Origin of the sequence: Rhodobacter sp. SY28-1 (assembly GCF_005222785.1) — a bacterium.
In the GTDB taxonomy this organism is placed as follows: domain Bacteria; phylum Pseudomonadota; class Alphaproteobacteria; order Rhodobacterales; family Rhodobacteraceae; genus Tabrizicola.
Map to the genome: position 1 here is coordinate 961,777 of NZ_STGH01000002.1, position 20,429 is coordinate 982,205.

The 20,429-nt window shown below is 67.2% G+C and carries 20 protein-coding genes and 1 pseudogene; 11 read left to right on the plus strand and 10 right to left on the minus strand.

Annotated features, from left to right (window positions below):
• Positions 1–2: 2 nt before the first annotated feature.
• Positions 3–101: pseudogene (locus E8M84_RS21960) on the minus strand (zinc-ribbon domain-containing protein); the annotation flags it as partial.
• Positions 102–279: 178 nt separating this feature from the next.
• Between E8M84_RS21960 and E8M84_RS13840 the strand changes: the two are divergent.
• From E8M84_RS13840 to E8M84_RS13855, 4 genes are all read left to right on the plus strand, one after another.
• Positions 280–951: a cell division ATP-binding protein FtsE gene (locus tag E8M84_RS13840; protein WP_137111747.1), complete on the plus strand. Its 672-nt coding sequence runs from the start codon at positions 280–282 to the stop codon at positions 949–951.
• A complete protein-coding gene (locus tag E8M84_RS13845) occupies positions 948–1,844 on the plus strand; it encodes an ABC transporter permease (RefSeq protein WP_137111748.1) in 897 nt (298 codons plus the stop codon). Before E8M84_RS13840 ends, E8M84_RS13845 begins: the two co-directional genes overlap by 4 nt.
• Positions 1,841–2,569, plus strand: a complete 729-nt coding sequence (locus E8M84_RS13850) for a 1-acyl-sn-glycerol-3-phosphate acyltransferase (RefSeq protein ID WP_240790384.1) — start codon at positions 1,841–1,843, stop codon at positions 2,567–2,569. Before E8M84_RS13845 ends, E8M84_RS13850 begins: the two co-directional genes overlap by 4 nt.
• 165 nt (positions 2,570–2,734) lie before the next feature.
• Entirely contained in the window at positions 2,735–3,340 is a 606-nt protein-coding gene (locus E8M84_RS13855) for a pyridoxamine 5'-phosphate oxidase family protein (RefSeq protein WP_137111749.1), read from the plus strand.
• 80 nt (positions 3,341–3,420) lie between these two features.
• Here the strand turns inward: E8M84_RS13855 and E8M84_RS13860 are convergent, their stop codons facing one another.
• From E8M84_RS13860 to E8M84_RS13870, 3 genes are read right to left on the minus strand one after another with little or no spacing between them, the layout of a single operon-like run.
• Positions 3,421–3,906, minus strand: coding sequence for a hypothetical protein (locus tag E8M84_RS13860; RefSeq protein WP_137111750.1), 486 nt, complete (start codon positions 3,904–3,906; stop codon positions 3,421–3,423).
• Entirely contained in the window at positions 3,903–4,217 is a 315-nt protein-coding gene (locus E8M84_RS13865) for a multidrug efflux SMR transporter (RefSeq protein ID WP_137111751.1), read from the minus strand. The genes E8M84_RS13860 and E8M84_RS13865 overlap by 4 nt, the downstream gene beginning before the upstream one ends.
• Positions 4,214–5,173 carry an acetyl-CoA carboxylase carboxyltransferase subunit alpha gene (locus E8M84_RS13870; RefSeq protein ID WP_137111752.1) on the minus strand — a complete coding sequence of 320 codons (960 nt, stop codon included), beginning with the start codon at positions 5,171–5,173 and terminating at the stop codon, positions 4,214–4,216. The genes E8M84_RS13865 and E8M84_RS13870 overlap by 4 nt, the downstream gene beginning before the upstream one ends.
• A 110-nt stretch (positions 5,174–5,283) precedes the next feature.
• On the opposite strand from E8M84_RS13870, the gene E8M84_RS13875 reads away from it, so the two are divergent.
• On the plus strand, positions 5,284–6,123 hold the full coding sequence (locus E8M84_RS13875) for a GyrI-like domain-containing protein (RefSeq protein WP_137111753.1): 840 nt from the start codon (positions 5,284–5,286) through the stop codon (positions 6,121–6,123).
• Here E8M84_RS13875 and E8M84_RS13880 read toward each other — a convergent pair.
• The 3 genes from E8M84_RS13880 to E8M84_RS13890 form a co-directional block, all read right to left on the minus strand.
• The gene (locus E8M84_RS13880; protein WP_137111754.1) at positions 6,120–6,887 is read right to left on the minus strand and encodes an FCD domain-containing protein; all 768 of its coding nucleotides are present in this window, start codon (positions 6,885–6,887) and stop codon (positions 6,120–6,122) included. The two genes, E8M84_RS13875 and E8M84_RS13880, sit on opposite strands and share 4 nt — an antisense overlap.
• Before the next feature lie 117 nt (positions 6,888–7,004).
• On the minus strand, positions 7,005–7,661 hold the full coding sequence (locus E8M84_RS13885; protein ID WP_137111755.1) for an OmpA family protein: 657 nt from the start codon (positions 7,659–7,661) through the stop codon (positions 7,005–7,007).
• A gap of 117 nt (positions 7,662–7,778) precedes the next feature.
• Positions 7,779–8,609, minus strand: a complete 831-nt coding sequence (locus tag E8M84_RS13890) for a methylated-DNA--[protein]-cysteine S-methyltransferase (protein WP_137111756.1) — start codon at positions 8,607–8,609, stop codon at positions 7,779–7,781.
• A 99-nt stretch (positions 8,610–8,708) separates the two neighbouring features.
• Here E8M84_RS13890 and nth point away from each other — a divergent pair, with 99 nt between their 5' ends.
• The 4 genes from nth to selD all read left to right on the plus strand — a co-directional run bounded on the left by nth (position 8,709) and on the right by selD (position 15,957).
• Positions 8,709–9,353, plus strand: a complete 645-nt coding sequence (gene nth / locus E8M84_RS13895; protein ID WP_137111757.1) for an endonuclease III — start codon at positions 8,709–8,711, stop codon at positions 9,351–9,353.
• The gene (locus tag E8M84_RS13900; RefSeq protein WP_137111758.1) at positions 9,350–10,333 is read left to right on the plus strand and encodes an adenosine kinase; all 984 of its coding nucleotides are present in this window, start codon (positions 9,350–9,352) and stop codon (positions 10,331–10,333) included. The genes nth and E8M84_RS13900 overlap by 4 nt, the downstream gene beginning before the upstream one ends.
• Positions 10,334–10,394: 61 nt before the next feature.
• Positions 10,395–13,283 carry an error-prone DNA polymerase gene (locus E8M84_RS13905; protein WP_170971937.1) on the plus strand — a complete coding sequence of 963 codons (2,889 nt, stop codon included), beginning with the start codon at positions 10,395–10,397 and terminating at the stop codon, positions 13,281–13,283.
• Between the two features lie 496 nt (positions 13,284–13,779).
• Positions 13,780–15,957, plus strand: a complete 2,178-nt coding sequence (selD, locus tag E8M84_RS13910; RefSeq protein ID WP_137111760.1) for a selenide, water dikinase SelD — start codon at positions 13,780–13,782, stop codon at positions 15,955–15,957.
• A 4-nt stretch (positions 15,958–15,961) separates the two neighbouring features.
• Here selD and mnmH read toward each other — a convergent pair whose 3' ends face one another.
• Complete coding sequence (gene mnmH, locus E8M84_RS13915) at positions 15,962–17,017, minus strand: tRNA 2-selenouridine(34) synthase MnmH (RefSeq protein ID WP_137111761.1); 1,056 nt, start codon at positions 17,015–17,017, stop codon at positions 15,962–15,964.
• A 100-nt stretch (positions 17,018–17,117) separates the two neighbouring features.
• On the opposite strand from mnmH, the gene E8M84_RS13920 reads away from it, so the two are divergent.
• Positions 17,118–17,723 carry a DUF1287 domain-containing protein gene (locus tag E8M84_RS13920; protein ID WP_137111762.1) on the plus strand — a complete coding sequence of 202 codons (606 nt, stop codon included), beginning with the start codon at positions 17,118–17,120 and terminating at the stop codon, positions 17,721–17,723.
• An 82-nt stretch (positions 17,724–17,805) separates the two neighbouring features.
• Here the strand turns inward: E8M84_RS13920 and E8M84_RS13925 are convergent, their stop codons facing one another.
• Together E8M84_RS13925 and argE are read right to left on the minus strand one after the other, a co-directional pair.
• Positions 17,806–18,216, minus strand: coding sequence for a fasciclin domain-containing protein (locus E8M84_RS13925; protein WP_240790385.1), 411 nt, complete (start codon positions 18,214–18,216; stop codon positions 17,806–17,808).
• A gap of 251 nt (positions 18,217–18,467) precedes the next feature.
• Positions 18,468–19,619: an acetylornithine deacetylase gene (gene argE, locus E8M84_RS13930; RefSeq protein WP_276607121.1), complete on the minus strand. Its 1,152-nt coding sequence runs from the start codon at positions 19,617–19,619 to the stop codon at positions 18,468–18,470.
• A gap of 124 nt (positions 19,620–19,743) precedes the next feature.
• On the opposite strand from argE, the gene E8M84_RS13935 reads away from it, so the two are divergent.
• On the plus strand, positions 19,744–20,424 hold the full coding sequence (locus tag E8M84_RS13935) for a hypothetical protein (protein ID WP_137111765.1): 681 nt from the start codon (positions 19,744–19,746) through the stop codon (positions 20,422–20,424).
• Positions 20,425–20,429: the final 5 nt, after the last annotated feature.

The window sequence follows — 20,429 nt, forward strand, 5'->3', positions numbered from 1 at the left end:
GCATGTCCGCAATTCGCGCACTGCACGTCGCGCCCCGTTTCCGGAATCGCGTCCTCGGGTACCTCGTACTTGGCCTCGCAATTCGGGCAAACCAACCGCATTATTGTCCCTCAAAGCCTGTTTTTCCGGTCGCCTCGCAAAGGTGTAAACCTTAATTCCTGTCGTTCCAAGGCCTTGTCGCGCGCTCTTGTGCAATCGTTTCCCCCTGTGCGATGGAAAGCGCAGTGACAGGGGCGCTGCACAAGACCGACGCCCTGGGGACTGCGGCAGGGGAACGGCGTGATCACATTCGAGAACGTGGCCTACAGCTATGGCGGAGGCGAGCTTCTGTCCGATGTGTCGCTGAAGCTGGCACCCGGGTCCTTCCATTTCCTGACCGGCCCGTCGGGCGCGGGGAAATCCACCTTCCTGAAACTCGCCTATGCCGAGCTTCGCCCGACCTCGGGCCGCGTCACCCTGTTCGACAACGACGTGACCAAGCTGTCGCGTGACGATGTTGCCCGCACCCGCCGCCGCATCGGCATCGTGCACCAGGACTGCAAGTTCCTCGACCACATGACCCTTGCCGCCAACATGGCACTCCCCTTCACCGTCTCGGACCGCGAAAGCAGCCCCCAGGACCTGGATGATCTTCTGTCTTGGGTCGGCCTCAAGCACCTCGCCGACGCGCTGCCCCCGCAACTGTCCGGCGGCGAACGCCAGCGCGCGGCCCTCGCCCGCGCCGTCATCGTCGACCCCGACGTGATCCTGGCGGACGAACCGACCGGCAACGTCGACTGGGAGATGTCCCTGCGCATCCTCACGCTGCTGGTGGAACTGAACAAGATGGGCAAGACCATCCTCGTCGCCACCCACGACCTGAACCTGATCCGCCAGGCCAAGGCGCAGATCCAGGCCCGCGTGCTGCGCATTGCGAAACATCGCGTCCAGCTTGCGGGGGCCGACCTGTGAGACCCCCCGCCGCCAAACCCGCCTCGCCCGCCACCCGCGCGCTGGAGGTCGTTCCGCCTTCCGGCCCGACCGCCTGGCTGACCACCTTCACCGCCGGCGCGATGACCTTTCTCTGCGTCTTCGCCCTCGCCCTTTCCCTCGCTTCGGGTCGCCTTGCCAACCGCTGGTCCGAGGCGCTCGCCAAGACCTCGACCATCCGCCTCTCCGCCCCGGCCGAACAGGTGCAGATCCAGACCGACGCGATCCTTGCCGCCCTCGCCACCACCCCCGGCATCGCCAGCTACCGCGCGCTGGACGATGCCGAGACGCGCGCCCTTCTGGAACCCTGGTTCGGTCCCGGTCTGCCCGTCGAGGCCCTGCCGATCCCCCGCCTGATCGAGGTGGTCGAGGCCGATCCGCCCTACGACTCCGAAGGGCTGAAACAGCGCCTCGCCGCCGAGGCCCCCGGCGCGCTCCTCGACGATCACACCCGCTGGCGCCGCCCCCTGGCTGAGGCCGCCAGCCGTATCCGCCTGCTCGGTGGCCTCTCCATCGCGCTGATCGGCGCCGCGATGGCCGCGATGATCACCCTCGCCGCCCGCGCGGCACTGGCAACGAATGCCGAGGTGATCCGCGTCCTCCGCCTCGTTGGCGCCAAGGACAGCTACATCGCCCGTGCCTTCGTCCGCCGCTTCACGCTCCGCACCCTGGCCGGGGCCGCCGTGGGCGCCGCTGCGGGCCTGATCGGCGTCGCCGCCCTTCCCGCTGCCGATGCCGCCGGTGGCTTCCTGACCGGCCTCGGCTTCACCGGACTGGGCTGGCTCTGGCCCTTTGCCCTGCCCCCTCTTGCGGCTATCGTGGCGTTCCTCGCCACCCGCCGCGCGGCCTTCCAGAAACTGCGAGAGCTGACATGACCCCGATCCGCTGGCTGCTCTCTCTCGTCTTCATCATCCAGATGTATCTGGCGATGGCCGTGATCGCCGTCCTCTTCGCCCCCTGGGCGCTCTTCTCCCGCCACGGTGCGCGGGTCGCCTGCAAGACCTTCTGCCGCTGGGTGATCTTCACCCTGCGCGCCCTGTGCGGCACCCGGTCCGAAGTGCGCGGCACACCCCCCACCGGCGAATGCATCATTGCGGCCAAGCACCAAAGCTTTCTCGACATCATCCTGATCTTCAACGCGGTCCCTGCGGGCAAGTTCATCATGAAGCGGGAACTGCTCTATACGCCCTTCCTCGGCCAATACGCCCTGCGCATCGGCTGCGTGCCGGTGAACCGCGGCAAGCGCGGCGCGGCCATCGCCAAGATGAAGGCCGATGTGGCGAAGGGCACCGCCGAGCCCGGCCAGCTGATCATCTACCCGCAGGGCACCCGCGTCGCGCCCGGTGCCACCAAGCCCTACAAGGTCGGCACCGGCCTGCTTTACGAACAGCTCGGCCAGCCCTGCCATCCGGTCGCGGCGAATGTCGGGGTCTTCTGGCCAAAACACGGCATCCTGCGCAAACCCGGCCTCGCCGTCGTCGAATTCCTGGACCCCATCGCCCCGGGCCTTGCGATCCCCGACTTCATGGCACGACTTGAGGCAGAGGTCGAAACCTACTCCAACCGCCTGATGGCCGAAGCCGGGTTCAGCGCCCGATAATCACCGAAAGCGACGAGTCCAGGTGCTCGGAAACCTTCGGTCATTGTGCATCTTGCCCATGTCGGAAATACTCCACGGGTAGGAAGCCGGTTTCGCCACCGGTTCAAGAAACCGGCGGACAGCGGAGCGTGTGAAACCCTCCGGGGCCAGACAGAGGCGCCACGCATGACCTGGATCACCACCCTCGACGACCTCCACACCCACTACGGCCAGCCTGCCGAAGCCGCGACCGTCAAAGTCACGCCGCACCTGACCCCGGCCTACCGCGCCTGGATCGACCGCTCCCGCTTCTGCATCCTGACGACCGTCGGCCCGGAAGGCACCGACGGCAGCCCCCGCGGCGACGAAGGCCCGGTGGTCAGCGTCCTCGACCCGCAGACGCTCGCGCTGCCCGACTGGTACGGCAACAACCGCATCGACAGCCTGCGCAACATCGTCCGCGATGGCCGCGTCAGCCTGATGTTCCTCATCCCCGGCGCGAATAACGCGCTGCGGGTCAACGGCACCGCCAAACTCACCTCCGACCCGGCCCTCCGCGCCCGCTTCGACCGCGACGGCAGGCAGCCCCGCACCGTCATCGTGATCCGCATCAGTGAGGTCTATTCGCAATGCGCCCGCGCCCTGATCCGCGCAGGCCTATGGACTTCCGGCGACCAATCGCAGGGCCTTCCCACGGTGGGCGACATGCTGCGCGAGATCACAGAAGGCCGGATCGACGGCCAGGCCTATGACGCCAACTGGCCGGGCCGGGCCGCGCAGACCATGTGGTGAACCGCTCTTCGGTGACTTCGTCCCTCATCGCTGACCGCCTCGCGAGGAGAAGCCGAAGGCGCACGACAAGCCGGACAGTCTCAACTGAGTGGGCAGTCCGCGACCTCAAGGTCCAGCGCCAAGGTAGAGGTCGGCCCATAGCCCAGACCCGAGACATTGATATACAGTGCCCCGGTCTCGGCCCAGACTTCGCTGACCTTCATCGTGGTCCCCGCCGGGTCGATAGCCACCTTCTCGAACAGCGCGCAGTCCGTCTCGAAGCGCAGCACATAGCCGTTGAACTTGGCCTCGTAGAACCGCCCGATCCCGCGCGGATAGCTCAGCTCGATCCGCGTCGGCCCGATCTCTACCGCGACCGGAACCACGTCCAGCCCCCCGGTGAACCCCTCGGGGCCCAGCCCGAACTCGGTGCCCTGGCCCACCACCACCGTCCGGCCGCGCGCGACCAGAAGCGGCGCCGCCCTGTCTTCCCAGGTTTCCACTGTGAAGGTCACCAGCCGCCCGTCCAGCGTGCCCGCGACTGTTGGCGTCGCCAGCAGGGCCGCAAGGACCAACCCCCGGATCATGCGAACTTCAGCGCGACGATCCCCGCGAGGATCAATAGCACGCCCGTCACCCGCATCAGGTTGACCGGCTCCTGGAACAGGAACACCGCCGCAATGGCCGTCCCGATGGCCCCGATGCCCACCCAGACCGCATAGGCCGTGCCCACCGGCAGCGACTTCATCGCGACGGACAAAAGGTAGAACGACCCCAGCGCCAGCACGATGGTCACGACCGAGGGCCAGAGCCGCGTGAAGCCTTCGGAATACTTCAAGCCCAGCGCCCAGCCCGTTTCCATCAACCCGGCAATCGCGACGATGATCCAGGGGTTCAAGCCGCCAGCCCCTTCGACCCCATGTCCAGGAACTTCTGCCGCCGGTCCTTGATCAGCGCCTCGGGCTTCTTGCCCGACAACTCGCCCAGCATCGCCTCGATGGCCTTGCCGACCGCGTCGATCGCCTCTTTCGGCGCGCGCTGCGCCCCGCCCAAAGGCTCCTTCACGATCCGGTCGATGATCCCCAGCTTCTGCAGATCCTGCGCCGTCAGCCGCAAGGCTTCGGCCGCCTCGCGCATTTTCTCGGCGTCCTTCCACAGGATTGACGCGCAGCCTTCGGGCGAGATGACCGAATAGATCGAATGTTCCAGCATCGCGACCCGGTTTGCCGTCGCAAAGGCCACCGCCCCCCCCGATCCGCCCTCGCCGATCACCACCGATATCAGCGGCACCCCGATGGCCAGGCACTTTTCGGTCGACCGCGCGATGGCCTCGGCCTGCCCCCGCTCCTCCGCCCCCTTGCCTGGATATGCCCCGGCCGTGTCGATCAGCGTGATGACCGGGATGCGGAACCGGTCCGCCAGGTCCATCAGACGGATCGCCTTGCGATAGCCCTCGGGCCGCGCCATGCCAAAGTTCCGCTGGATGCGGGATTTGGTGTCGTTGCCCTTCTCGTGTCCGATCACCACCACCGGCTGGTCGTTGAACCGTGCAAGGCCGCCGATTACCGCATGGTCGTCGGCAAATGCCCGGTCGCCCGCCAGCGAAGTGAACTCGGTGAACAGCTGCCCGACATAGTCCAGGCAATGCGGCCGTTCCGGATGCCGCGCCACCTGACATTTCTGCCAGGGCGTCAGCGTCTTGTAGAGATCGCGCAGCGCCTGGTCCGCCTTGCGGTCCAGTGCCTCGGCCTCTTTCGTCATGTCCACGCCGCCGCCCGTCTTCGCCATCGCGCGAAGCTCTTCGGCCTTGCCTTCGATATCAGCGAGCGGCTTTTCGAATTCGAGGTATTGCATCGCACTTCCTTTTCGGGACCGCCTCTATATGCCCGCGGGGCAAGCCTGATGCAACTCGGCAAGATTTGTGCGGCGGGGACATGCAAGTCTGCCCTTGCGAAAGGAATGACATGACCAATGCGAACGAAAAGCGGCTGTTGCGGGTCCTCGACCACATCCACGACAATCCCGCCGGGGACCTGTCGCTCGACGCCCTGTCCGACGTCGCCGCGATGAGCCGGTTCCACTGGCACCGCGTCTTCCGCGCGATGACCGGCGAGACCCTGGCCCAGGCCGTGCGCCGCGTCCGGATGCAGCGGGCGTCGTATCTTCTGGTGATGACCGACCAGCCGATCGCAGCGCTTGCCGCCTCGGTCGGGATGGACAACCTCGCCAGCTTCAACCGCTGCTTCACGGACGCCTTCCTGATGTCGCCCGCCACCTTTCGCAAACGGGGAGAGTTGCGTCCCTTCGTCCGAACCCCACAGCCCAGGAGAGCCCCGATGCACCCCGTCATCATCCGAACCGAACCCCCGATCCGCCTGGCCGCCCTGCCGCACAAGGGCGCCTACCACGAGATCTCCCGCGCCTTCCAGAAGCTCAGCGCCGTGATGGCCAGCCGCGACCTGTTCCGCAACTCCGGCCGGATGATCGCCGTCTTCTACGATGACCCGCAGTCCGTCGCAGAATCGGCCTTGCGCAGCCATGCCGGGTTCGAACTGACCGGCCCGGCCGACCTTGCAGCGCCGCTGGAAGCGGTGGCCCTTGCGGGCGGTCGCCACGCGGTGCTGACCTACACCGGCCCCTACGCCGGACTTCCCACCGCCTATGACGAACTCTTCGGGGTCTGGCTGCCCAACTCGGGCGAGGAACCCGCCGACACGCCTTCGTTCGAGGTCTATCTGAACACCCCGATGGACACGGCCCCCGAGGACCTGGTGACCGAGTTGCACCTTCCGCTGAGGGGCTAGCGGTTGGCTTCGTGCTCCAGTCTTTGCCGGGCAATCGATTCATGCTTTTCGGCGCGCATCTGGTCGAGAAAGGCCTGCTCGACATAGGCCAGATGCGCCGCCACGGCAGCGCGCGCGGCCTGCGCGTCGCGCGCCTGGATCGCGGCGTTGATCGCCCGGTGCTGGTCCAGAAGCTGGTCCCGCGTCATCCGGTTCCGGAACATGACCTGGCGGTTGTAGAACACCCCCTGACGCAGAAGGTCGAACATCGACCGCAGCATGTGCAACATGATGACGTTGTGGCTCGCCTCGATGATCGCCATGTGGAATTCCGCATCCAGCTGCGCCTCGTCCGACGGGTCGCGCTTCTGGTGCGCCGCCTCCATCTTGGCAAGGATCGTCGCGATCACCTTCAGGTCCGTCTCCGACCCCAGGGTCGCCGCCCGTTCTGCCGCCAGCCCCTCGATGTCGCGCCGAAAGGCGATGTAGTCGAAGACCGCCTCGTCATGCGACGCGAACAGCTCGATCAGCGCAGGCGAGAAGGCAGAACCCAGCACATCCGCGACGAAGATCCCCGACCCGGCCCGGCTGACCAACAGGCCCCGGTCGGCCAGATCGGCAATGGCATCGCGCAATGAGGGGCGCGAGACGCCCAGCTTTTCGGCGAGGTCCCGTTCGGACGGCAGCCGTTCCCCGGGCCGCAGGATGCCGCGCAGGATCAGCTGCTCGATCTGCCGCACCACCGCACTCGACAGCTTTTCCGAAGTGACCTTCAGGAATGGCATGGCACCGTCGGCCTCATTGACCCTGCTGATTGGTCCAGAAATATGACCGATTGCCGCAAATCACAATGAAAAAGGGGCCGGGTGATCCCGGCCCCTTTTCCGAATTGTCCAAGCCTATCAGCGGGTCGGGCGGATGATGATCTCCACCCGGCGGTTCTGCGCGCGGCCTTCCGGCGTCAGGTTCGAGGCCACCGGCTGGTCCTCGCCACGGCCATAGGCCGCAAGGCGACCACCCGGGACGCCCGCATCGCGCAGGACGCCTGCAACGGCCACGGCACGGCGCTGCGACAGGTCCTGGTTGTAGGCGGCCGAGCCGGTGTTGTCGGTGTGGCCGATCACTTCGATCCGGCTGTTGGGATAGCGCAGCAGGCTAGAGGCCACCGTGTTCAGGTCGCGGCGCAGGTCCGACCGGACCGACGCGCTGTCGGTGGCAAACAACAGGTCCTGCGGCATGTTGACGATCAGGTATTCGCCCGTGTTCGTCACCGAGATGTTGGAGTTCAGCGAACCGCGCAGTTCGGCGGCCTGACGGTCAAGGTCGGCGCCGACAATCGCGCCCGCACCGGCACCCAACGCACCACCCAGAACGGCACCCTTGAACTCGTCACCGTCACGCGCCGTCGCAGCACCGGCCGCAGCGCCCAGCAGGCCGCCGATCACGGCACCGTTCTTGGTGCGGGCATTCGGGTCATCGGGATAGGCATTGGGATCGACGCAGGCGGTCAGCGCCAGCATACCGGCCGTTGCCAGGATCAGGGGGGTCTTCATCATCATGTTTGCTCTCGCCTCGAAAAATCGCCCATTGGCGGGCCTGTGCTAGACCCCTGCCACAATACATCAACGTCGTCGAGAGGCTTCGGGTTCCCTTCAGTTTAGGCAGGGTTCCGCGCATCACATCTCTGTGCGCGCAGCCTCCCAGGCCAGCATGGCACGCTTTCGGGGCAGGCCCCAGTGATAGCCGCCAAGGCCTCCGTCGCGGCGCAGCGCACGGTGGCAGGGGATCAGGAAACTGATCGGATTGCGCCCCACAGCCGTCCCGACCGCCCTATGCGCCTGTGGGTGGCCGATGGCCCCGGCGATGTCGGCATAGGTGGTGACATGGCCCGAGGGGATCGCCAGCAGCGCCTCCCAGACCTTGATCTGGAACGGCGCACCGATCAGGTGCAGGCTGGTGGCCTGCCCGCCAAAGGCCGCGTCGACCAGCGGGCGGATCGTCGTCGGATCCTCGACATACCTCGCCTTCGGCCAGCGGCTGACCAGGTCCTCCAGCGCGGCCTCGGCTCCGACCTCGTCGGCGAACCCCATGCCGCAGATGCCCTTGGCCGTGGCCATCACCAACGCCGGGCCGAAGGGGCTTTCGAACCAGCCCCACTTGATTTCCAGCCCCTGCCCGCCCCGCGCATAGTCGCCCGGGGACATCGCCTCCCATGTCAGGAACAGGTCATGCAGCCGCCCTGTCCCCGACAGCCCCGTCTCCAGCGCCGTGCCCAGCATCGTGTGCCGTTCCGCCAGCAGCCGCCGCGCATGGCCCAGCGTCAGGTATTGCTGATAGCGCTTGGGGCTGACGCCGACCCACTGGCTGAACACCCGCTGGAAATGCGCCGGGCTCATGTTCATCTTCGCCGCAAGGTCCTCCAGCGTCAGCGCCGGGCCCTCGGTGTCGATCACCTGCAAGGCGCGGCCGATCACCTGGTAATGGTAGGACGGGGATTGGTCAGTCATCTTGGGTCTCCTTGCCATCCAATCTATTGGCCCGCCCCCGCAACCGCGACCCGTTTCCTGCGGCTTGTCGCGATCCCGGTTTCATGCTGCAAAGGCCGCATGACCCCGCAACTCCCCTACTCCGCCCTGAAACAGGTCTTCGCGCGCTTCGCCGAGATCGAGCCTGAACCGAAGGGCGAGCTTGAGCACGTCAACGCCTTCACCCTTCTGGTGGCCGTGGCCCTGTCGGCACAGGCGACCGACGTCGGCGTGAACAAGGCGACGCGCAAGCTGTTTCCGATCGCCGACACGCCGGAAAAGATGCTCGCGCTCGGCGAGGAAGGCCTGATCGAGCATATCAAGACCATCGGCCTCTTCCGCAACAAGGCGAAGAACGTCATCAAGCTGTCGCGCCTGTTGATCGACAACTTCGGTGGCGAGGTCCCTTCCTCCCGCGCCGCCCTGGTCACCCTGCCGGGCGTGGGTCGCAAGACCGCGAACGTGGTCCTGTCGATGTGGTTCCACCACCCGGCCCAGGCCGTCGACACCCATATCTTCCGCGTCGGCAACCGCACCGGCATCTGCCCCGGCAAGGACGAAGCGCAGGTCGAACGCGCGATCGAGGACAACGTCCCCGTCGAATACCAGCACCACGCCCACCACTGGCTTATCCTGCACGGCCGGTATATCTGCGTCGCGCGCAAACCCAAATGCGGCATCTGCCCGATCCGGGACTGGTGCCTTTACCCGGAGAAGACCGCATGAAATCCTACCAGGTCGTCGGCATCGGCAACGCCATTGTGGACGTGTTCTCCACTGCCGATGACAGCTTTCTCGACCTGATGGGCATCCAGAAGGGCATCATGCAACTGGTCGAACGCGAACGCGGAGAGCTTCTCTACAGCGCGATGACCAACCGCCAGCAGGCCCCCGGCGGGTCGGTCGCCAACACCCTCGCGGGCCTTGGCAACCTCGGCCTCACCACCGCCTTCATCGGCCGCGTCCACGACGACGCGCTGGGGAAATTCTACGCCCGCACCATGGCCGACGAGGGCACCGATTTCGTCAACCCGCCCGTCCCTGGCGGTGAACTCCCGACCTCGCGCAGCATGATCTTCGTCTCGCCCGACGGTGAGCGGTCGATGAACACCTACCTCGGCATCTCCTCGGAACTCGGCCCCGACGACGTTTCCGACACCGTCGCCGGCAGCGCCGAGATCCTGTTCCTCGAAGGCTATCTCTACGACAAACCCAAGGGCAAACAGGCCTTCGAACGCGCCGTGGAACTTTGCCACCGCGCCGGAGGCAAAGCCGGGATCGCCCTCTCCGACCCGTTCTGCGTCGACCGCCACCGCGACGATTTCCGGCGGCTGGTCAAATCGCTCGACTACGTCATCGGCAACGAACACGAATGGTCCTCGCTCTACCAGACCGATCTCTCCACCGCCCTCGAACAGGCCGCCGCCGACGCAGGCCTCGTCGTCTGCACCCGCTCCGGCCACGACGTGATCGTCCAGCGCGGCGAGGAACAGGCCATCGTCCCGGTCAAACGCGTCGTCCCCGTGGACGCCACCGGCGCGGGCGACCAGTTCGCTGCGGGCTTCCTCTACGGCCTCGCCACCGGCCAGTCGCTTGCCACCTCCGGTCGCATGGGCTGCGTCGCCGCCGCCGAGGTGATCTCCCACTTCGGCGCCCGCCCCGAAGCCGACCTCAAGGCCCTCTTCCGCAAGGAAGGCCTGATCTAGGGCACCCAAGAATTTTCGCCGAAAATTCTTGGGCTGGCCCGACCGTCCCGATCATGGCAAAATGTTCTTGTTATGTTCTGATTGCCCTGAGTCGCCCTTGCCCTTCGTCGAACTCTCCGCACTCACCAACTTCACCTTCCTCACCGGGGCCTCCCACCCCGAGGAGATGATCCTGCGCGCGACCGAGATGGACATGCCCGCCCTCGCCGTCGCCGACGTGAACTCCGTCGCCGGCATCGTCCGCGCCCATACCAAGGCGCGTGAGCTTGCCCGCGACGGCGGCCCGAAGATCCGCCTGATCCCCGCCGCCCGCATCATCCTCACCGACGGCTTCCAGGTCACAGTCCTCCCCCGCAACCGCGCTGCCTGGGGCCGCCTCTGCCGCCTCCTCAGCCTCGGCCGCCTCCGCGCCGCAAAGGGCGACTGCACGCTTCACCTCCCCGACCTTCTGCAATGGGGCGAGGGGATGGAGATGCTCCTCCTCCCCCATGGCCAGCGCCTCACCCTGGCCGACGTCGGCACGACCGCCGAGCCAAGGCTCTGGCAGTCCCACGCCCGGCAGCTGGCGAAGCGCTTCCCCGGCCAGGTCAGCCTTGCGATGGCCCCGCGCTATGACGGGCAGGACGCGACCCGCTTCGAAAGCCTCACCCGGCACGCCAAGGCGCTGAACATCCCCACCGTGGCCACCGGCCTCCCCTTCCTCCACCACGGCAAGCGCCGCCGCCTCGCCGATGTCCTGACCGCGATCCGCCTGGGCGTCCCCGTCGACAAACTTGGCCGCCGGGCGCTGCCGAACAACGAAGGCCGCCTGCGGTCCCACACCGAAATGCTCCGCATCTTCGCGGGCCACGAAGCGGCGGTCCACCGCGCCGGAGAGATCGCCGCCCGCGCCACCTTCTCCCTGGACGAACTCCAGTATGAATACCCCTCCGAAGTGACAGGAGGCGAAAGCGCCGCCCAGCGCCTCGCGCGCCTTGCCGAAGCGGGGCTGCACTGGCGCTATCCCGAAGGCCCCCCGGATCGCGTCCGCGCCCAGATGGCCCACGAACTCGCCCTCATCTCCAAGCTGCGGTATGAGCCCTACTTCCTCACCGTCCACGACATCGTCGACTTCGCCCGCAAACGCGGCATCCTCTGCCAAGGCCGGGGGTCCGCCGCCAATTCCGTCGTCTGCTACGCGTTGGGCGTGACCTCCGTCTCGCCGGAAATCGGCACCATGGTCTTCGAACGCTTCATCTCCGAGGCGCGCAATGAGCCCCCCGACATCGACGTCGACTTCGAACACGAACGCCGGGAAGAGGTGATCCAGCACATCTACGAAAAATACGGCCGCCACCGCGCGGGGCTTTGCGCGACCGTCATCCACTACCGCGGCAAGCGCGCGGTGCGGGAAGTGGGCCGCGCCATGGGCCTGTCAGAGGACACCCTCGCTGCCATGTCCAGCCAGATCTGGGGCTGGGGCGGCCCGGGCGGGGTGACCGAAACGCGGCTCAAGGAAATCGGCCTCGACCCGACCGACCGCCGCCTCCGCCAGACCATGGCGCTGATCGACGAAATCCAGGGCTTCCCTCGGCACCTGTCGCAGCACGTCGGCGGCTTCATCATCACCGAGGGCCGCCTTGATGAACTCTGCCCCGTCGAAAACGCCACGATGGAGGATCGCACGGTGATCCCCTGGGACAAGGACGACATCGACACGCTGAAGATCCTGAAGGTCGACATCCTGGCGCTGGGGATGCTCAGTTGCATCCGCAAGGCCTTCGACCTTCTCGACAAGCACCACCACCAGCACTTCACGCTGGCGACGCTCCCGCCCGAGGACCCGGAGACCTACCGCATGCTCTGCCGGGCGGATTCCCTGGGCGTCTTTCAGGTGGAAAGCCGCGCCCAGATGAACTTCCTGCCCCGGATGAAGCCGAAATGCTTCTACGACCTCGTCATCCAGGTCGCGATCATACGGCCCGGACCAATCCAGGGCGACATGGTGCACCCGTTCCTGCGGAGGCGAAACGGGCAGGAAAAGGTCAGCTTCCCCTCGGACGAGCTTGGTCGCGTCCTTGGCAAGACCCTCGGCGTGCCCCTCTTCCAGGAACAGGCGATGCAGATCGCCATCGTCGGCGCGGGCTTCACGCCCGACGAGGCCGACCGCCTGCGCCGATCATTGGCCACCTTCAAGAAACATGGGTCAGTCAGCGAATTCCACGACCGCTTCATCGGCGGGATGCTGGCCAAGGGCTATGACGCGGATTTCGCCCGCCGCTGCTTTGCCCAGATCGAAGGCTTCGGCAGCTACGGCTTCCCCGAAAGCCATGCGGCGAGCTTCGCACTCCTCGTCTATGCCAGCGCCTGGATCAAACGCCACCACCCCGGCATCTTCGCCTGCGCTCTCCTCAACTCCCAACCCATGGGCTTCTACGCCCCCGCACAGATCGTCCGCGATGCGCGAGAACATGGCGTGACCGTCCTGCCGCCCTGCATCCAGACCAGCCACTGGGACAACCGGATGGAATGGCTCGACCGGCCCGATCGCGACCCGGGCAAACCACCGGAACTCGCGCTCCGCCTCGGCTTCCGCCAGGTCCGCGGGATCGCCGAGGAGGAGGCGCGCTGGATCACCGGGGCGCGCGGCAACGGCTATCAGACGGTCGAGGACGTCTGGCGCCGTGCCGGTGTCGCCCCCGCCACGCTGACCCGCCTCGCCGAAGCCGACGCCTTCGCGGCCCTGGGCCTCTCCCGCCGCGATGCGCTCTGGTCCGCCGAGGCGCTGGCTGCAGGCGCGCCCCTGCCACTTTTCGCCGGGGATATGGACGGGGAGGGGATCACCGAGCCCGCCATCGCCTTCCGCGAGATGACCATGGGCGAGGCCGTGGTCGAAGACTACGTCGCGATGCGCCTGACGCTGCGATCCCACCCGATGGCGCTGCTGCGCCCCGCGCTCGACGCTGCCTGAACAGGGAAGCCACCTCGGGGCCCATCGAGGGCCCGCTCGGCGGCGCATCCGCGGGTCTGTCGGATACCACTGCGCCCGTGGCCAATGTCGATGCCTCCGGCGGGAGTATTTGGGAAAAGAGCAAATGCAAGCCCAGGCCTGCTTTCTCGGACAATGCACCCCGGCGGTCGGCACCTCTTACAGTGCGAAGGGAGAGCTTCCCACGCCGCCGGGGCGACTTGCCCTTTTGCGGTCATCGGGACTCCTCCCTGTACCGCCGGGAAAGACAACCGCAAAAGGGTAAAGAAACCTTCTAGTCCCTTGCTCTTTTCGACAAATACTCCCGCCGGAGGCATCCGCCCTCTCCACCCTCACTCCCCGCCCCATCATCTTCCGCGGCAGCGCTGTCCGAGGGGTTCGATGCCCCGAGGACAGCTGCCCCGCTCAGGCAATGGCCTTTCCGCCCCGCCTGCGCTATCCCCGACCCGAAACCCCCAACCCAAGACTCCAGCCGCCGATGACCCCCGCCTATCCACAGATCAAGGACCTCGTGCTGATCGGCGGCGGTCACAGCCACGCGCTGGTCCTCAGGATGTGGGCGATGTCCCCCCTGCCCGGCACCCGCCTCACACTCATCAATCCCGACCCCGCCGCGCCCTATACAGGCATGCTCCCCGGCGTCATCGCCGGGCACTACCGGCGCGAGGAGCTGATGATCGACCTTGTCCGCCTCACCCGGTTCGCCGGTGCCCGCCTGATCCTCGACCGCGCCACCGGCATCGACCGCGACGCCCGGCTTGTCCACCTCGCGGGCCGCCCGCCCCTCCCCTACGACCTCGCCGCCATCGACATCGGCATCACCTCTGATCTGCCCGGCGCGCCCGCCACCATCGCCGCCAAGCCGCTCGGCCCCTACGCCGCCGCGTGGGAGACTTTCCTTACCGGCCGCCTGCCCAACCCCCGCATCACCATCCTGGGCGCGGGCCTTGGCGGGGTGGAGCTGGCCCTCGCCTCTTCCCACCGGTTGCAGGCCCTTGGCGCAGACGCACAAGTCACCCTGATCGACCGCGCCGACCAGTTCCTGCCCGCCCTGTCGCGCAACGCCCGCACCAGCCTCGGCCGCTACCTCGCGCAGGCCGGGGTCACCCTGCGCCTTGGCACCGCCGTCACGGCAACCGACGCCACCTCCGTCACTCTCGCCAGCGGCGAAACCCTGCCCTCCGACTTCACCCTCACCGCGACCGGAGCCCGCCCGCATCCCTGGCTCGCGAACACCGGCCTCGACCACCAGGACGGCTTCCTCCTGACCGACGTCACCCTGCGCACCTCCGACCCGCTGATCTTCGCGTCCGGCGACTGTGCCACGATGACCGACGCCCCGCGCCCCAAGGCCGGAGTCTTCGCCGTCCGTGCCGCTCCGGTCCTTCTCCACAACCTCCGCGCCGCCCTGACCGGGAAACCGCTGAAACCCTTCCGCCCGCAGTCCGACTACCTGAAGCTCATCGCCCTGGGCGCCCAAACCGCGCTCGCCGAGAAATGGGGGCTCACCGCCACCGGCCCCCGGCTCTGGCGCCTCAAGGACCGGATCGACCGCCGCTTCATGGACCGCTTCGGCGCCTATCCGCAGATGCCCCGGCCCAAGGCCCCGACGGACGCCACCAAGGGCCTCGCCGCCCACCTGAACCAGCGCCCCCTCTGCGGCGGCTGCGGCGCGAAACTGGGCCCGGACGTCCTCTCCCAGGCCCTCGTCACCCTGCCCGCCCCCGCGCGCCTCGAGGTCCGCTCTGGCCCCGGCGACGATGCCGCGATCCTTGCCACCCCAAACGGGGCGCAGGTCCTCACCACCGACCACCTCCGCGCCTTCAGCCACGATCCCCGCCTGATGGCCCGGATCGCCGCGCTCCATGCGATGGGAGACGTCTGGGCGATGGGCGCCGAACCGCAGGTGGCCCTCGCCCAGATCACCCTTCCACCCCTCGGCCCCGACCTCCAGACCCGCATGCTGGCCGAGATCATGGATCAGGCCGCGCAGACCTTCCGCGACGCCGGGGCCGACATCGTGGGCGGCCATTCCACCGAAGGGGCGGAACTGACCATCGGCTTCACCGTGACCGGCACCGCCACGCGCCCCATCGGCAAAGGCGGCGCGCAAGCGGGCGACGCGCTGATCCTGACGAAACCCCTCGGCTCCGGCACCATCCTCGCGGCCGAGATGGCGATGGCGCAGGTCCCTGGCCTCCTGATGGGCGAAATCTGGACCGCCTGCATCGGGCAGATGACCCGCGCGCAAGGGTCTGCGGCCACGATCCTTGCGCCCCATGCCCATGCCATGACCGATGTCACCGGCTTCGGTCTGGCAGGGCACCTGCTGGAAATACTCGACGCCTCACAGGTCGCCGCGACGATCCGGCTGGGCGACATCCCCCTGATGCCCGGTGCGGTGGAGCTTGCTCAGGCAGGCCAAGGCTCCTCGCTGCATCCGGCGAACCTGGCCGCCGTCAGCTGGCGGATGAGCGCGCCGGCGGACCCCCGCAGCGATCTTCTGTCCGATCCCCAGACTGCGGGCGGACTGCTTGCCGCTGTTCCGGCGGACCGCGCCAAGGATCTGATCTCCGCTCTCGGGGCTGCTGGCCATGATGCCGCAATTGTCGGGACGATCACCGCAGGCATACCGCACTTGACGGTTGTCGCCTGACGTTTCAGCCCTTGGCCAAGGTCCTGATCGCCGCCGCGACCCGCTCGGCCACGCCGGGAAGGTCTGCGGCGGCAAGACTGTCCACCGCCAGTTCCGCGACCGGCACCGCCATCCGCGCCCGGTGCTTGCCATAGCGCGGATCATAGTGCCGCTCCATCAGGCTGTCAGCCAGCTCCGCATGGTCGCCCGCCGCCGCCAGCGCCAGCCAACCCTCGATCACCTCAGCCGCATGCATGGGTCGCAGAAGGCCCACCGTCGCCGCCAGCCGATCCGTCTCTGCCGTCAGGTCGGCATAGGCCCGCGCCAGATACTCCGCCCGCACGGACCTCGGGGCCGCGATCGACACGCGGGGGGCCGCAACCATCGCCTTCCAGATCTCCGGCGGCAGGCGGCAGTTGCCGATCTTGGAGCTTTCCGCCTCGACCACCACGGGCCGCGTCGGGTCAAGCCCCGCGAGGGCCAGCGCCAGCGCCCCCTCGAAAGCCTTCTGCGACGGCTGAACCCCGACGTTGCCGAACAAGGACCCGCGATGCCGCGCCAGCCCCTCAAGGTCGATCACCTGCACCCCGAACTGCGGCAGCAGGTTCAAGACCTCGGTCTTGGCCGATCCGGTATTGCCGTCCAGCACCACCACCGGCGCGCGGACCGGCGTGTCATAGACCTCGCGCACCACGAGGCTCCTCCAGGTCTTGTAGCCGCCGACCAGCGTTTCAACCCGCCAGCCGATCTGCCCAAGGATCGTCGCAAACGACCCCGACCGCTGCCCGCCCCGCCAGCAATAGACCAGAGGCCGCCAGCCCCCGCCCTTCTCGGCCAAAGGACCCTGCAGATGGATCGAGGCATTCTTCGCCACCAGCGCCGCCCCGATCTTGCGCGCCGAAAACGGGCTGACCTGCTTGTAGATCGTACCCACCCGCGCCCGCTCCTCGTCGTCCAGCACGGGAAGCGAGACAGCCCCGGGCAGGTGATCCTCGGCGTACTCCGCAGGGGCACGGACGTCGATGATGTCATCGAAGCCATGCGTCGCCAGATCGGTCAGAGAGGTCAGGGTGATTGCCATCACGAAACTCTTACCGAACCCGGCGGAAAGGTGCCAGAGCGCGTGAAGCGCCGGATTTCCCCACTCGCCTTACGCCCGGGAAAGGCGCATGATTCCATCCATGCGCAGCCTTGCCCTGATCCTGTCGCTTTGCACTACCGGCCCGGTCCTTGCAGGGTCGGAACCCTCGCGCCTGACCGAAGCCGCGCGCGATCAGGTCGGTGTGACCGTGACCTACGATCCGGCCTATGTCAGTCTCGACTTCCCCGGCGGCGACCTGCCGCGTGACCGGGGCGTCTGCACCGATGTGGTGATCCGCGCGCTGCGCGACGGCTGGGGGATTGACCTGCAACTGGCCGTGAACCGCGACATGAAGGCCAATTTCGCCGCCTACCCGCCGCTCTGGGGCCTCAGCCGGACCGACCGCAACATCGACCACCGCCGCGTGCCGAACCTGCAGACGCTGTTCAGTCGCGTCGGGGCCGAACAGCCCCTGGATGAACTTCCCGCGCCGTTCCTGCCCGGCGACATCGTGACCTGGAAGCTGCCCGGCAACCTTGACCACATCGGCATCGTCTCGGACCAGCGGTCTGCGGACGGCACGCCGCTGATCCTGCACAACATCGGCCGGGGCGCGCAGGAGGAAGACATCCTGTTCGCCTACCCGATGACCGGCCACTACCGGATCGGCGCGGATGAGGCCGAAAAGCTTCGCTCTCTGCAGTAGGTCGCACCCGGCAACGGAATGCCTTCGCATGAAAACGGGGGGCCAACCGGCCCCCCTCACTCGCAACTCACCAGACCTAGGGTCAGGCTGGCATCATCACCGTGTCGATGACGTGGATCACGCCGTTCGACGCGCCAAGATCGGCCGAACTGACCTTGGCCTTGCCGACATGGACCGACCCGTCCTTGCCGGTCACGGTGACTTTCTCGCCACCCAAAGTAGCGATCTCGGACGACTTGCCGGTGAACTCCGACGCCATGTGCTTGCCCGAGACGACATGCAGTTTCAGGATGGCCGTCAGCTTGGCCTTGTTCGCAGGCAGGACCAGATCATCGACGGTCCCGGCGGGCAGCTTGGCGAAGGCTTCGTTCGAGGGGGCGAAGACCGTGAAAGGTCCGGTGCCGCCCAAGGCAGAGGTCAGGTTGGCCGCAGAAAGCGCGGTCACAAGTGTCGAGAAGGCCGGGTTACCGGCGGCAGTTTCAACAATGTTCATGAAAGTCCTTTTGTGCGGACGGATGGCCCGCTTCATTAGATATGGCGCCTTGGTCGGGCAATTGTAAGTGACACGCCCGGGTTTATTCAAAGGCGCATCACTATCGCGCCAAGGTTGTTTCGGGCGCTTGAGGGCGGTCGGGCGGAACCCGTGCGCCATAGTGATAGCAAATCCTAAGATTTCCCTAACATCCAAGACCAAGGTGTTAATATTGAAGGCTTATCCGATTCTGTCCACCGTGGACACTTCCCTCAGAACCCGGCCTCCAGCCGGTCCACCAGCGCCGCCAGCATCCCTCGACACCGCTCGATCTGCTCCACCGAGACAAACTCGTCCGGCTTGTGCCCCTGCGCCATTGACCCAGGCCCGCAGATCACCGTCGGCACGCCCAGCCGGGCATCGAACAGCCCGCCTTCCGTCCCGAAGGCCACCTTCATCGTCCCGTTCGCCCCGGTCAGCCCCTTCACGAACCGCACCACCTCGGCGTCTGACGGCGTCCCGAGGCCCGGGTAGTCCCACAGCCGCTCCACCGTGATAGCCGCCTCCGGAAACTCGCCCCGCAAGGGCGCGACGATCGCCTCGGCCTCCGCTTCCAGCCGCCCGATCAAGCCCGCCACGTCCTCACCAGCAAGGGACCGGATCTCGAAATCCAGCACGGCATGGTTCGGCACGATGTTGACCTGCACCCCGCCCGACATCTTGCCCACATGCAGCGTCGTGTAGGGCACGTCATAGTCCCCGTCCCGAAGCCCCGTCGCCGCGACCTCGGCCTGCACACGGCGCACCGCGCCCAGGAAATCCCCCGACAGATGCAGAGCGTTCAGCGCCAGCGGGGCCAGAGCCGAATGCCCCTCGCGCCCCCGGCAGGTTGCCCGAAGCGCGACCTTTCCCTTGTGCCCGGTCGCGACCTGCATTCCCGTCGGTTCCCCCACGATGCAGAACCGGGGTTTGACCGGGGCCGCCGCCAGAAGGTCGATCAGCGACCGCACACCCATGCAGCCGATCTCCTCGTCATAGGACAGCGCCAGGTGCAGCGGCACCTTCAGCGGACGGCGCGCGGCCAGCAGCATCGCCTCCACCGCACAGGCCACGAACCCCTTCATGTCCGCCGCACCCCGCCCGTAATAACGGCCTCGCGCCTCGGTCAGCGCGAAGGGGGGCACGGTCCAGTCCTGCCCCTCGACCGGCACGACATCGGTATGGCCCGACAGCATGACCCCACCCACCGCGCCGGGCCCGGTCGAGGCGAAAAGGTTCGCCTTGCCGCCGCCCGCATCCGGTACCAGCGTGACAGTCAGTCTGGCCGCTTCCAGCAGATCGCGGACATAGCCCATCAAAGCCATGTTCGGCCGATGGCTGACCGTGTCGAACGCCACAAGCTGCCCCAGTATCTCGCGCATCATCGTCTCCCTTTCGTCCGTGCTAGCGCGAAATCCACCGCCCGGAAAGCACCCGATCCGTGCGTTCCGCCCTTGTCGCCATGCGCGGGCTTTGCGAGACTCGCCGCATCTTTGCCGAAAGTGTCCGATGCGCCCTGCCCTCCCGCTTCTTGCTGCCCTCCTCTGCGCGTCGAGCCCGGCCCTTGCCGATCCGGCGAACGTGGCCCTCGCCCGATCCGGAACCGACGGCGCCGCCGGGCGGCTGATCCTGGCGCAGCAATCGTACCTGGCCGCGATGGACGAGGGCGATCCCATCCTTCTTCTGGCGGCGATCCGGCTGGCTCGGTCGGTGACCGTGCGCCCGCCGACCGGCTGGACCCGAACCACTTCGGACGAAGGCGCGGCGGACCAGGACATCGGCCGGTCTGCAGCCCCCGACCCGGCCTCGCCCCAGGTGCTGGCCATTGCCCAGGCCTTGGCCGGAGAAGACATCACGCTGCAGGACCTTGCTTACGATCTGGATGCCCAGCGCCCCCATGGCAGGCAACCGACCGCAATCCGGGCCGAGGCGGCTCTGGCAGGCGGCCAGACCGACAGCTGGCGCATCGCGCTGTCGGGCGATGTCCCGGCCGAACTTGGCCTGATCGGGGACAGAGACGGCGCGCTTGGCCTTACCGTGACCGACGACTCCGGCAGCATCGTCTGCGCCCTTCCCCCCGGCCTCACCCCGGCGCTGTGCCGATTTACCCCGGCGCGCAACGGCTTTTTCACGGTCGAGATCCGCAACATCGGGCAGGTGCAGAACAGTTATCAGCTGGTCGGAAGCTGATGTGA

Coding starts and splice junctions, on each gene's coding strand:
- E8M84_RS13885 (WP_137111755.1), bottom strand. CDS start 7,661: ATGATGATGAAGACCCCCCTGATCCTGGCAACGGCCGGTATGCTGGCG.
- E8M84_RS13920 (WP_137111762.1), top strand. CDS start 17,118: ATGCGCAGCCTTGCCCTGATCCTGTCGCTTTGCACTACCGGCCCGGTC.
- E8M84_RS13855 (WP_137111749.1), top strand. CDS start 2,735: ATGACCTGGATCACCACCCTCGACGACCTCCACACCCACTACGGCCAG.
- E8M84_RS13875 (WP_137111753.1), top strand. CDS start 5,284: ATGACCAATGCGAACGAAAAGCGGCTGTTGCGGGTCCTCGACCACATC.
- E8M84_RS13935 (WP_137111765.1), top strand. CDS start 19,744: ATGCGCCCTGCCCTCCCGCTTCTTGCTGCCCTCCTCTGCGCGTCGAGC.
- E8M84_RS13925 (WP_240790385.1), bottom strand. CDS start 18,216: ATGAACATTGTTGAAACTGCCGCCGGTAACCCGGCCTTCTCGACACTT.
- E8M84_RS13850 (WP_240790384.1), top strand. CDS start 1,841: ATGACCCCGATCCGCTGGCTGCTCTCTCTCGTCTTCATCATCCAGATG.
- argE (WP_276607121.1), bottom strand. CDS start 19,619: ATGATGCGCGAGATACTGGGGCAGCTTGTGGCGTTCGACACGGTCAGC.
- E8M84_RS13900 (WP_137111758.1), top strand. CDS start 9,350: ATGAAATCCTACCAGGTCGTCGGCATCGGCAACGCCATTGTGGACGTG.
- E8M84_RS13905 (WP_170971937.1), top strand. CDS start 10,395: ATGTTCTTGTTATGTTCTGATTGCCCTGAGTCGCCCTTGCCCTTCGTC.
- E8M84_RS13860 (WP_137111750.1), bottom strand. CDS start 3,906: ATGATCCGGGGGTTGGTCCTTGCGGCCCTGCTGGCGACGCCAACAGTC.
- E8M84_RS13870 (WP_137111752.1), bottom strand. CDS start 5,173: ATGCAATACCTCGAATTCGAAAAGCCGCTCGCTGATATCGAAGGCAAG.
- selD (WP_137111760.1), top strand. CDS start 13,780: ATGACCCCCGCCTATCCACAGATCAAGGACCTCGTGCTGATCGGCGGC.
- nth (WP_137111757.1), top strand. CDS start 8,709: ATGACCCCGCAACTCCCCTACTCCGCCCTGAAACAGGTCTTCGCGCGC.
- E8M84_RS13880 (WP_137111754.1), bottom strand. CDS start 6,887: ATGCCATTCCTGAAGGTCACTTCGGAAAAGCTGTCGAGTGCGGTGGTG.
- E8M84_RS13890 (WP_137111756.1), bottom strand. CDS start 8,609: ATGACTGACCAATCCCCGTCCTACCATTACCAGGTGATCGGCCGCGCC.
- mnmH (WP_137111761.1), bottom strand. CDS start 17,017: ATGGCAATCACCCTGACCTCTCTGACCGATCTGGCGACGCATGGCTTC.